The following is an 11,777-nucleotide window of genomic DNA, read 5'->3' on the forward strand; positions in this document are numbered from 1 at the left end:
CACTCCATGGCTCGCAGCGGTCGTAATATCGGCTGCCAAGGCTATCAGGACTTTAAGCTTAAGCTTGCTCAAAGTCTCGTTAGCCAACCTAAAACACCTATAACTTTAACCGAAATCACCGCCCACGATACCAGCACCTCCTTAAAAGAGAAAATATTTCAAGGCGCTGCAATCGCTTTACAAAACGCCCAACATGATATTGACGCCAGTATACTCGATGAAGCCATTGCAACTATTTTAGCGGCACGGCGTGTCGGCATTTTTGGTTTTGGTGCTTCAGGTGTTGTTGCCCAGGATGCGCTACACAAAATATTTCGTCTATCGATTCCAGCCATTGCCTGCATGGATTCGCATATGCAAAGCATGACCGCATTAATGCTCAGTCAAGGTGATGTTATGCTGGCTATCTCACGCAGTGGCCGCACCAAAGAGATCATTGAAAGTGTCAACCTTGCCAAAAATGCAGGCGCTACCGTCATCGGCATCACCAGTCATGGCACACCTTTAGCCAACGTTGCCACCTTAGGGCTCACAACAGCCGCGACTAACGATACTGAGCTTTATACGCCAATGACGTCACGCCTTATTCATCTAAGCATTATTGATGCTTTGGCCATTGGTATTGCAATTAAGCGCAAGCATACAATCTCAGAACACCTATCCCGTGTTAAAGAAGCCAGTGCAATCAAAAAGTTTCAACAAGAATAATATTCACCAAGAAAACTAAGGGCATTAAACACCTTAATTCCACTGATGACACCGTTAACGAATAAAGCAGGCCCCACATTCACCGCGCTTCTCAAAGTAACGCTGATGATATTCTTCAGCAAGATAAAACGGACCTGCAGGCATAATGTCAGTGACAATGACCTCATTAAAGTTAACCGCTTGCTGAGCTTTACTTTGTTCAGCACACTTGTGCTGCGCTGATGAATAATAAAAAATCACCGAACGATATTGACTCCCCTCATCCGGACCTTGACGATTTAAAGTCGTCGGGTTATGACACTGCCAAAAATGATTTAATAAATCTAGATAACTAATAATGGCTGAATCATAATCAACTTCTATCGCCTCTGCATGTCCAGTCTGACCGCTACATACTGCATCATAACTCGGGTTTGCTAGATGGCCCCCACTATAACCCACTCGTGTATCAATCACGCCAACGAGCTTACGAAAAGAAGCCTCCACTCCCCAAAAGCAACCGGCGGCAAAACATGCTTTTTCCATAATAACTCCCTACATTGATGTTAAAATTTTGGCTACTCTATATTCTACTACTTCTACTACTTCTACTACTTCTACTACTTCTACTACTTCTACACTTTAATTACTCTTATTACTTCACTACTCTATAATATAGAGTGGCTAGGAGATGGCTGTATTGATAGATAGACAGAGTAGAATAGATACAGAATAGAGCGTGATACGATAAATTAAAGAATAAAGAGCAGCTTTTCTAAAGCTGCTCTTAAACCAGGTTAACAGGTTACATTTAAATTGCAGCAGTAACTACAGCTAGAAATCAAGCTGCAAATTTGCATCATGCGCATGTAAAAATGCTTTAATACGTGCCTTTGTTTGATCAAGCACCTCTTGACTGTCCGCTTCAAAGCGCAATACAAAGCACGGTGTTGTATTCGATGGGCGAATTAAAGCCCAGCTGTCAGAAAATTCAATCCGTAAGCCATCGATACTGATAATCTTCGCATCAGGAAAATCAACTGCGTTGACCAATTTTTCCATCAGCTCAAACTTATGGTCCTCACTGACTGCCACATTAATTTCCGGGGTATTAATGCTATTAGGCAAGTCTTTAAAAACCTCTGCAACTGCACGTGTATCCCGTGCCAAAATTTCTAATAACCGCGCTGCAGTATATAAAGCATCATCAAAACCATACCAACGATCATTAAAGAAAATATGCCCACTCATCTCCCCCGCTAATGGTGCACCCGTTTCTTTTACTTTGGCTTTCACTAAAGAGTGGCCCGTCTGACACATGATCGCAACGCCGCCATGGCGCTCGATTTCTTTGGCCACATTACGCGAGCATTTAACATCATATAAAATCACCTCGCCCGGGCGCTCTGCCAATACGCCTTTGGCATAGAGCATCATCTGCCGATCCGGCCAAATAATCTCACCTTGTGGAGAAACTACACCTAAACGATCGCCATCACCATCAAACGCTAAACCAACATCTGCACCGACGTCTTTAACTTTTGTAATTAAATCCTGCAAATTTTCCGGCTTACTCGGATCTGGGTGATGATTGGGAAATGTACCATCAATCTCGCAATATAACATCTTCACATCGCAACCTAAACGACGCAACAACTCTGGCCCTAGCTCGCCGGCCACACCATTGCCTGCATCGACCACTACCTTTAATGGTCGGTTCAGCTGCACATCGCCAGTGATACGATTTAAGTAAGTCTCGCGTAAATCTTTTTCTAATAACTGACCCGCGCCTTCGACAAGTTCACCCGATACGATACGTTGATAGAGGGTCTGCACCCAATCCCCTGCTACCGATTGACCGGCGATCACCATTTTAAAGCCATTGTAATTAGAAGGGTTATGACTACCTGTCACCATCACCCCAGAGCGACACTCAGTTGCGGCGGCAAAATACAGCACCGGCGTTGGAATCTGACCAATATTCACCACATTCACACCACTGGCAAGTAAACCCGTAATCAACCCTTCGACCAACTCACACCCTGATAAGCGCCCATCACGCCCCACAGCAACCGTGCTCTCACCATGCGCGAGTGCCTCACTACCCACAGCACGTCCGAGCCAATAACTAAATTCAGCCGTTAATTGATCGCCCACCGTGCCACGAATATCATAGGCGCGGAATATACTTTTAAGTGCTTGAATATTTTTCATCGATAACATGCCTTTTCAATAATGCGCCTAATGACTACCCGTATGGCCAAAGCCTCCTTCGCCCCGTACAGATGCGGCAAAGTCATCGACCAGTTCAAAATCTGCTTGTACCACAGGAACAATAATCATCTGTGCAATACGCTCCCCCGGCTCGACGGTATAGTGATCCGAACCCCGATTCCAACAAGAGACTTTTAATTCACCTTGATAGTCCGAATCAATCAACCCCACTAGGTTTCCAAGAACAATGCCATGCTTATGGCCTAAGCCTGAACGCGGTAATAACATCGCCGCTAAATTAGGATCTTCTAAATAGATGGCTAGGCCCGTCGGAATTAAACTGACTTGACCTGGGGCAAGCTGCACAGGTTCATCAAGACATGCGCGTAAATCTAGCCCCGCAGAACCAACGGTACCATAGGCCGGTAACGCAATGTCTTCACCTATTTTTTTAGATAAAATCTTAATTTTTACTTTTTGCTTCATAATGATCCTTAATATTGTCTAAAAGCTGGTCAGCGACGCTGAATTTACTCGCTTTTTCAATCACACGCTCCCCCTCTGGCCAAAGGACACGTAAGCTATTTTCATCGCTGTTAAAGCCGATATCCTGACGACTGACATCATTCATCGCAATCATATCCAGCTCTTTTTCAACTAGTTTTTTATTGGCATATTCTTCTTGATTATGAGTTTCTGCGGCAAAGCCCACAGTAAATGGCCGTTCAAGATGCTTGGATGCTTCAGCAATAATATCCGGATTTTTCACCAGGTACAGCTGCATCGAGGTAGCCGCCCCTTTTTTAATCTTCTGTGTCTCAACATGCTCTGGACGAAAATCAGCGACGGCGGCTGCGCCAATCATAATATCAGTCTCTGATACGTGGGCCATCACCGCATCACGCATCTGCAAGGCGCTTTCTACCGCCAAGACCGTCACCCCTGCAGGCGCAGTTAAACGTACCGGACCACTGACTAAGATCACTCGCGCGCCACGGTCCCTCGCTCGCTCAGCCAAAGCATAGCCCATCTTGCCCGAGCTATAATTGGATAGATAACGCACCGGATCAATATTTTCCCGCGTCGGTCCAGCGGTAATCAACACCGTTTTACCGGCAAAATCTGCTTTTTTTGATTTTAAAGTAAAGTGCTGATCAAGTGCCTGGCAAAGCGCTAGCGGCTCAAGCATGCGACCTGGTCCAATCTCACCACAGGCTTGCTCACCCTCAGCCGGTCCCCAGATTTGCACACTCCGGCGCTGTAACGTCCTAATATTTTCAATGGTTGCTGGTGCTTGCCACATCTGCTGGTTCATCGCCGGCGCAATCGCAATCGGCACACGGCTCGCTAAACACAAGGTCGAGAGTAAATCATCCGCCATCCCTGCTGCTAATTTTGCAATACTATTTGCACTTGCTGGAGCGATAAGTATCACGTCCGCCCAGCGTGCAAGCTCAATATGGCCCATACCCGCTTCAGCTTCAGGGTCAAGTAAAGAATCACGCACCGGCCGACCTGACAATGCCTGCAAGGTCAGTGGCGTAATAAAGGCGTGCGCCCCTGCGGTTATGACCACCTGTACCTGTGCGCCCTGCTCCACCAAACGACGCACCAGCTCAGCAGATTTATACGCTGCAATCCCGCCACTGACGCCAAGGACAACCTTTTTATTCTCTAACATTGCTGACCACAACTTACCTTCAAATTTAATCACAGCAAGATTCTACTAGAAATAAAGCCAGTAAAATAGCCTTACTGCTCACAATGGCACTGATTATCAATGATTCTATTTGCATTTATGGGTCGGTTCTGGTATAAATTGGCCCCTGAAAAGAATTTCTAGGCTCAAGTTTTGAGGTTATAGGTAACGAGATGTCCAGAATTTGTCAAATTACTGGTAAAGGCCCGATGACAGGAAACAATGTTTCTCACGCGAATAATAAAACGCGTCGTCGTTTCTTACCAAATCTACACACACACCGCTTTTGGGTGGAAAGTGAACAACGTTTTGTTCGTTTACGCGTCAGCTCTAAAGGTATGCGTATCATCGATAAAAAAGGCATTGATTCAGTACTCGCTGAAGTCCGTGCACGCGGTGAGAAAGTTTAAGGAGCTACTAACCATGCGTGATAAAATCAAATTAGTATCAAGTGCCGGCACCGGTCACTTTTATACAACAGATAAAAACAAACGTACGACAACAGAAAAGCTTGAATTTAAAAAGTATGATCCTGTTGTGCGTAAACACGTTCTGTATAAAGAAGCCAAAATTAAATAATCAGCACCTCGCCTGAGAAATTTAGCTTTAACAAAGACTCCATTTTGGGGTCTTTGTGCATTTATAGGCCTAACTTTTAAATGACTTATCCCCCTTTTAAAGCACATCGGTCACTTAAAAACTCCCACCTACAAACCATACTTGCCAATGTATACCGGCCTCGTGCCCAGTTACAACTCACCTATGAAACGATTGATATAGCTCATGATCAACTTGAGCTAGTCTGGCTTAAGCAACACCTCAGCGGCAAAAGCAGCCCACAGCCCACACTGCTTCTCATTCATGGCCTTGAGGGCTCAGTACACTCTGCTTATATTCAAGCCATGATGAATCAAGCCAAACACCACCACGATCACTTTAATGTAGTCACACTACATTTTCGTGGCTGTGATGGCCGTGTTAATCAACGTGCAGAAGGCTATCATGCTGGGCGCAGTGATGATATAGCCTTTGCAATTCATCATTTAAAGCAACGCGGTATCGGCCCCATATATGCAGCAGGCTTCTCCCTTGGTGCCAATGCCCTATTAAAATACCTCGGTGAAAACCCAACCAATCCACTACAAGGGGCAGCAGCTGTCTCCACCCCCTTTGACTTAGCCATGGCCTGTCAACAGCTCGAACACCCGAGCAATAGATTATATCAATCTCGTTTTCTTCACGGCCTAAAACGGACCATACAAAAAAAACTCGATCATGGCATAGCCCTGACTATTTCAAACGAGCGCCTACAGCAGCTGACGAGCATTCGTCAAATTGATGAAGAAGTTACCGCACCAATACATGGCTTTCACTCAGCAGCACATTACTATCAATCCTGTAGCAGTCAGCAGTTTATTTCAGCCATTCAAACACCAACACTGATTATTCACGCCAAAGATGACCCAATGATTCCGCTATCTTGCATCCCCAAACAATTTCCAACCGCTTGTCAGACAGAAATTTATGATCATGGCGGCCATGTCGGCTTTCTTAGCGGCCGTTATCTACCACAACGTTGGTTAGAAAAACGCTTACTGCACTGGTTTTGGCAATTAACTTAAATTTCATTAATTAAAATAAGAAGCTCTGTAAGCAAAAGCATTAAAGCACACTACACTTAATAGTGTGAGTATACAGATAACCATTCCTTCTCGTTTCCTGCCTTACCGCCGATGACGAATTTCAGGATATTTACAGCCTTAGCACGGCTTTCTCTTCCCATGATGCTAAGCCGCTTCCTCAATGTTGGGACAAATTGGTTTGGCCTATTAATGATCGTACGCTTAGGTGAGGACGCCCTAGCAACGACTACATTGATTACCGCCGTATTTACGCCCGTTCAAATCGGCTGTTGGTCGATCTTTGTCGCTGTTAGCGTAATCAGCGCTCGCAGCATCGTTAAAAAACAATATGCCTATTGTGCAGCACTATTGCGCCAAGCAACGCTACTTGCCCCTGTTATTGCTCTACCTATGGTCATTTTGTTGTATTATGTCGCACCTTTATTAAGCCTCGCAGGCCAACCGGCGCACTTGATTCCTCCCTGCAGTGATTACCTAAAAATAATTGCCTTAAGTCTTATTCCGAGCCTGTTTTGTATCAATGCCCAGCAATTTCTCTATGGCATCGGCAAACCACGCCTAGCCTTACTATTTAGCACCTTAACCAGCATCACAATCCTTACGCTTACTTATTTATTTATTCATGGCAGCTATGGATTCCCTAACCTTGGCATTAACGCATTAGCTCTCGCGAATGTGATCGCTTATAGCACAACCTTTTTAGTTATTGTATTATTTTTCTACTTTTCGCCTTTACTAAAAGCATTCCCGCTCTGGCAAAAGCCAAAATCACGGGAGAAAAAAATACGCCAAAAAATCTTGAAAATAGGTCTGCCCATTAGCGGGCAATCGTGTGCTGAACTTAGTGCACTATCCTTTGCTGTTTTTATGATGGGTCACTTTGGCCCACATGCGCTGGCCGCTCAACAAATTGTCACCCAATGCTCAATTATCGCCATGCTCATTCCACTGGGCATTGCCCACAGTGTTAGCATCTTCGTCAGTCAGGCCAAAGGGCAAGGCTATCTACCTCACCAACTACGCACTGCAGGCTATATCGGCACGGCTATGGCCTTAGCCCTGATGCTGAAAATCAGCTTTATCTATCTTTTTTATCATCAGCACCTTCTTAAACTCTATACCAATCAACCGCTGGCCGATGAGATTGGGCAACTTGCTCAGCTATTTTTTATCATTAATGCGTTTACATTATTGGCTAACTGCATTCGCACCGTCATGGCCGGCTTTTTACGCGGGCTGTATGAAACTAAACTTACCATGCTCAACAGTATTTTTTGCTATTGGGGCATCGCACTGCCGATAGGAGCACTACTCGCATTTAGCACTGGCATCGGCCCTCTTGGCTTGCGTTACGCCATGCTCGGTGCATTACTGATTGCCTCTTGGCTACTATTTAAACGCTTTTTACTACTGACACAGTATCCACATCAGCAACATGCTTCATCAATACAGTAACCCTCTCTACTAACGCTTAGCATGATTTAATAAACGCAGATACGTTCCAGAGGTTAATACAAATAATAGCGGCAACACCCAAACAAATAAGATCCCTAGCGTCAAAATTGAAACTATCATCAAAATTAAAGCCGCTACCACTAACTGCGCAAACTCACTAAAGCCATAGCGAATCAACACAAAAGAACCAAACACAGCTTTATACCATGGCAATTGTCCATCAAGAATAATCAAAGGAATAAAAACCGTTCCTAAAAAAATAAAGAACAAATAAAACAGTGATAAAACCATAACCACACTGATTGGCACAATATGGCCTAATAAGCCAATCAAAACCATCCCTAACGTTACAATCACCGTTAAGATGATACTGGCACCAATATAGGCTAAGCCTGCTCGCCATTGAGAAACATCCCATACCGTACGAAATGCACCGCATGCTTGCTCACGAGCACGCAATAAACCAAAGCGATATAAGCCCACCACGGCAAAGGCAACAATCGCCTGAATTAAGATCTGCAATACGTTTAGACTAATACTCGGATTATGGACCTTCTGTACGGTTATTAGCTGAGATGCTGTTAATAAAAATAACACTGGTAAAAAAGCCATCCAAAATTTCCAGCGATAGCCGACAGTCAAGCGATAGGCATGACGAATATCGTCAATGATAGTCATAATTTAAAACTCCCACAACCACAGATCAAAACTGAGATCAAAACTTTAAGGCTTATTATTAGATCACAAGAATAAAAGAAGTCACAACGCCTTTTATCAGTTCTGCTGCATTTGTAAGTATCTATTATTAAGGGTTTATATACAGTACCGCTCTAGAGATTAATATAAGTCTATTATGATAGACCAATGATGTTAGAAATATTTAGGAATATTAATGAAATACGCCTTCAGCTCAACTTACGTATTTTTTCAGTAATTTAGTAAAAGTAATCAGAGAAAACTTTACAGCAGGCGAGGAAAACATTACCCTCCTTGTCAATCTAAAGATTTATGTTATTGAATACTGCATCGAGGATATCACTGTGATAGAAAAACTTCGCAATATTGCGATTATTGCCCACGTCGACCATGGTAAAACCACATTGGTTGATAAATTATTAGAGCAATCAGGCACCTTAGGCCGTAATGAAAGCGGTGAACGCATGATGGATTCTAATGATCTTGAAAAAGAGCGTGGTATCACCATCCTCGCTAAAAATACTGCAATTCAATGGCAAGACTATCGCATTAATATCGTCGACACCCCTGGACACGCTGACTTTGGTGGTGAAGTCGAGCGCGTTCTCTCAATGGTTGATTCAGTATTATTACTGGTTGACGCTGTTGATGGGCCGATGCCGCAAACACGTTTTGTCACTAAAAAAGCCTTTGAACAAGGGCTGAACCCTATTGTCGTCATTAATAAAGTTGATCGCCCAGGTGCCCGTCCTGATTGGGTGATGGATCAAGTCTTTGAACTGTTTGATCAACTCGGTGCAACGGATGAGCAACTCGACTTTCCCGTCGTCTATGCCTCTGCCCTCCAAGGCTATGCCAGCCTCGAAGAAGGAGAGCTCGGGGGTGATATGACCCCACTATTTAAGACTATTATTGAGAAAGTGGCCGCACCTGATGTTGATCCTGAAGGCTCATTTCAAATGCAAGTCTCTTCATTGGATTACTCTAGCTATGTCGGCGCGATTGCGATCGGCCGCATCAGCCGTGGTAAAATCAGCACTAACTCAGCCATTCGCATTATCGATCATCAAGGCAATGAGCGTTCCGGGCGTATTTTGAAAATTATGACACACCATGGCTTACAACGGGTTGAAACTGAACAAGCCTTTGCAGGTGATATTGTCTGTGTTACCGGCATCGAACGACCCTTTATTTCAGAAACCTTTTGCTCACCTGATAAGGTAGAGCCTTTACCTGCTCTAACGGTCGATGAGCCTACCGTCAGTATGATGTTCTGTGTCAATAATTCACCCTTTGCAGGCAAAGAAGGTAAATATGTCACCAGTCGCCAAATTCGTGATCGCCTCGAACAAGAGCTGATCTACAATGTCGCCCTGCGTGTTGAAAATACCGAAGATCCAGATAAATTCCGTGTATCCGGTCGTGGCGAGCTGCATCTGTCTATCTTGATCGAAACCATGCGTCGTGAAGGTTATGAACTCGGTGTCTCGCGCCCTGAGGTGATTTTAAAAGAAATCGATGGCAAGCTGCAAGAACCCTTTGAAGAGCTCATGCTCGACATTGAAGAACAACACCAAGGCACCGTCATGGAGCGTCTAGGCTTACGCCGTGGTCAACTCACCAATATGATCCCCGATGGTAAAGGTCGCATTCGTTTGGACTACCAAATTCCAACCCGTGGTTTAATTGGCTTTCATAATGACTTTCTCACCATGACCTCAGGCTCAGGGATTATGACCCATGTTTTTGATCATTATGGTGATATACAAGAAGCTACGATTATCACCCGACAAAATGGTGTCCTCATTGCCAATGCAACTGGCGCTGCGGTAGGCTTTGCCCTATGGAACCTACAAGAACGTGGCAAGCTCATCATTGGTCCACAGACCAATACCTACGAGGGCATGATCATCGGTATTCATTCACGCAATAACGATTTAGTTGTTAATGTGCAAAAAGCAAAGCAATTAACCAATGTACGCGCCTCAGGTACCGATGAAAATATTCAGCTGACCCCACCCATACGCTTTACTTTAGAACAGGCGCTAGAGTTTATTGAAGATGATGAGTTAGTTGAAGTAACGCCCGAGCATATTCGTTTAAGAAAGAAAATGCTCGCAGAAACCGATCGCAAGCGCGCATCGCGGGCGAAAAAGTAATTTATTAGAAATAATAATAACAACATACAAGGCCTGTTAATTTAACAGCGCCTTGTTTTTTACCTCATCACTCGACCTAGACGTTTATTCTGCATTTACATTATCTACATTAAAATTCTATATCACACTACTTAGCATATATAAAGCTGCCGACAGCATCATTAAGGCAAAAATAAGCTTTAATAACAATAGCGGCAACACCTTCGCTGTGCGCATGCCCAGCCGTGCCATAATGCTCGACACGGGTGTGACTAACACCACCGCAGGCCAATAGATAAACCCAGTCGCCCAAGCAAGCTTAATGTTTGAATGGCTGCACAAACCAATAATGAGGCCAATCAATGAAATACTAAAGGTAATCAACGTTGACAATGCAGTCGATTGTTCAAACTCCATGGGCATTTTTGCTAGATAAGAGAATGCAATGCTACCACCACTGATGCCAAGCAAACCTGACTGAAAGCCAACCCAACCGCTCATTAGCGGCAAGTAACGCATTATTATTCCTTGTTTTTTATCGAAAAAAATTGAATATGATAAATACAAGAGAAAAATAGCAAATAAAATTGCACTCATAAATGCAGATATTTTTATAGCACAACATAACCCTATGATATTAGCAATCAATAAAGCAGGAATAATAGAGCGGACATGATTCTTTTTTATCAATTTTTGCTTTACATATGCCGCCATAGAGCTCAGTGACGTGAGCGCTGAAATCGCTAAAGCCGCAAATACAGCAAAATGCACGGATGCACTATGCAACGCAATAATATAAGTAAAAAAAGCGGCCAAAACAGGTATTAAAAATGTTGTTCCACCGCTACCGAGCAAGCCGGATAAAAAACCAATACCTGCACCAATCACAATCAAATTCAGGATATTGCAAAACATGGTATCCTCCATGCAATATCAGCTTTAACTGTTTAATGATTATTTTTAATGATTAAATAAAACTTAAAAAGCTAACATTAAACAATCAGGCTTAGAATTATTTAGCTAAGTTTTTATTAATAATCAATAATATAATAACGTAGACTCTAATGCCTTAAAATATTAAAGATATTAATCTACAAACGACTAAAACTTGGAGGTTGTAAACTATGAAAATGATACATATGTAAGCCTCCTCTGTAAAAACTGATGATAGGCAAATAGCAAGTAACGACAAGAAGAATGATACTTCGTGTATTTTACTTTTATAACAAGGATAGGCTCGCTGAG

Annotated in this window: 12 protein-coding genes; 6 read left to right on the plus strand and 6 right to left on the minus strand. The window is 43.5% G+C overall.

Annotation, left to right across the window (positions count from 1 at the left end; translation table 11 throughout):
* Positions 1-708: SIS domain-containing protein (locus C200_RS11695; protein ID WP_033923776.1), on the plus strand; the 708-nt coding region annotated here is incomplete at its 5' end.
* Positions 709-762: 54 nt separating this feature from the next.
* On the opposite strand, the gene msrA is transcribed toward C200_RS11695, so the two are convergent.
* The 4 genes from msrA to coaBC form a co-directional block, all read right to left on the minus strand.
* Positions 763-1,233: a peptide-methionine (S)-S-oxide reductase MsrA gene (gene msrA / locus C200_RS11700; protein ID WP_016210728.1), complete on the minus strand. Its 471-nt coding sequence runs from the start codon at positions 1,231-1,233 to the stop codon at positions 763-765.
* A gap of 288 nt (positions 1,234-1,521) precedes the next feature.
* Positions 1,522-2,901, minus strand: a complete 1,380-nt coding sequence (locus C200_RS11705) for a phosphomannomutase/phosphoglucomutase (RefSeq protein WP_016210732.1) — start codon at positions 2,899-2,901, stop codon at positions 1,522-1,524.
* Between the two features lie 27 nt (positions 2,902-2,928).
* On the minus strand, positions 2,929-3,387 hold the full coding sequence (dut, locus tag C200_RS11710) for a dUTP diphosphatase (protein WP_016210726.1): 459 nt from the start codon (positions 3,385-3,387) through the stop codon (positions 2,929-2,931).
* The gene (gene coaBC, locus C200_RS11715; RefSeq protein ID WP_016210725.1) at positions 3,365-4,615 is read right to left on the minus strand and encodes a bifunctional phosphopantothenoylcysteine decarboxylase/phosphopantothenate--cysteine ligase CoaBC; all 1,251 of its coding nucleotides are present in this window, start codon (positions 4,613-4,615) and stop codon (positions 3,365-3,367) included. The genes dut and coaBC overlap by 23 nt, the downstream gene beginning before the upstream one ends.
* Positions 4,616-4,773: 158 nt before the next feature.
* On the opposite strand from coaBC, the gene rpmB reads away from it, so the two are divergent.
* From rpmB to C200_RS11735, 4 genes are all read left to right on the plus strand, one after another.
* Complete coding sequence (gene rpmB / locus C200_RS11720; protein ID WP_017375944.1) at positions 4,774-5,010, plus strand: 50S ribosomal protein L28; 237 nt, start codon at positions 4,774-4,776, stop codon at positions 5,008-5,010.
* 13 nt (positions 5,011-5,023) lie between these two features.
* A complete protein-coding gene (gene rpmG / locus C200_RS11725; protein WP_016210730.1) occupies positions 5,024-5,179 on the plus strand; it encodes a 50S ribosomal protein L33 in 156 nt (51 codons plus the stop codon).
* An 80-nt stretch (positions 5,180-5,259) separates the two neighbouring features.
* Entirely contained in the window at positions 5,260-6,222 is a 963-nt protein-coding gene (locus C200_RS11730) for a YheT family hydrolase (RefSeq protein ID WP_016210731.1), read from the plus strand.
* 159 nt (positions 6,223-6,381) lie between these two features.
* Complete coding sequence (locus C200_RS11735) at positions 6,382-7,698, plus strand: MATE family efflux transporter (protein ID WP_016210735.1); 1,317 nt, start codon at positions 6,382-6,384, stop codon at positions 7,696-7,698.
* A gap of 9 nt (positions 7,699-7,707) precedes the next feature.
* Here C200_RS11735 and C200_RS11740 read toward each other — a convergent pair whose 3' ends face one another.
* Positions 7,708-8,376: a hypothetical protein gene (locus C200_RS11740; protein WP_016210727.1), complete on the minus strand. Its 669-nt coding sequence runs from the start codon at positions 8,374-8,376 to the stop codon at positions 7,708-7,710.
* A 362-nt stretch (positions 8,377-8,738) separates the two neighbouring features.
* Here C200_RS11740 and typA point away from each other — a divergent pair, with 362 nt between their 5' ends.
* The gene (typA, locus tag C200_RS11745) at positions 8,739-10,553 is read left to right on the plus strand and encodes a translational GTPase TypA (RefSeq protein ID WP_016210734.1); all 1,815 of its coding nucleotides are present in this window, start codon (positions 8,739-8,741) and stop codon (positions 10,551-10,553) included.
* A gap of 117 nt (positions 10,554-10,670) precedes the next feature.
* Here the strand turns inward: typA and C200_RS11750 are convergent, their stop codons facing one another.
* Positions 10,671-11,447, minus strand: coding sequence for a sulfite exporter TauE/SafE family protein (locus C200_RS11750; RefSeq protein ID WP_129556601.1), 777 nt, complete (start codon positions 11,445-11,447; stop codon positions 10,671-10,673).
* Positions 11,448-11,777: the final 330 nt, after the last annotated feature.

This window comes from Piscirickettsia salmonis LF-89 = ATCC VR-1361 (genome assembly GCF_000297215.2).
In the GTDB taxonomy this organism is placed as follows: Bacteria; Pseudomonadota; Gammaproteobacteria; order Piscirickettsiales; family Piscirickettsiaceae; genus Piscirickettsia; species Piscirickettsia salmonis.

Coding starts and splice junctions, on each gene's coding strand:
- msrA (WP_016210728.1), bottom strand. CDS start 1,233: ATGGAAAAAGCATGTTTTGCCGCCGGTTGCTTTTGGGGAGTGGAGGCT.
- C200_RS11705 (WP_016210732.1), bottom strand. CDS start 2,901: ATGAAAAATATTCAAGCACTTAAAAGTATATTCCGCGCCTATGATATT.
- dut (WP_016210726.1), bottom strand. CDS start 3,387: ATGAAGCAAAAAGTAAAAATTAAGATTTTATCTAAAAAAATAGGTGAA.
- rpmB (WP_017375944.1), top strand. CDS start 4,774: ATGTCCAGAATTTGTCAAATTACTGGTAAAGGCCCGATGACAGGAAAC.
- rpmG (WP_016210730.1), top strand. CDS start 5,024: ATGCGTGATAAAATCAAATTAGTATCAAGTGCCGGCACCGGTCACTTT.
- C200_RS11730 (WP_016210731.1), top strand. CDS start 5,260: ATGACTTATCCCCCTTTTAAAGCACATCGGTCACTTAAAAACTCCCAC.
- C200_RS11735 (WP_016210735.1), top strand. CDS start 6,382: ATGATGCTAAGCCGCTTCCTCAATGTTGGGACAAATTGGTTTGGCCTA.
- C200_RS11740 (WP_016210727.1), bottom strand. CDS start 8,376: ATGACTATCATTGACGATATTCGTCATGCCTATCGCTTGACTGTCGGC.
- C200_RS11750 (WP_129556601.1), bottom strand. CDS start 11,447: ATGTTTTGCAATATCCTGAATTTGATTGTGATTGGTGCAGGTATTGGT.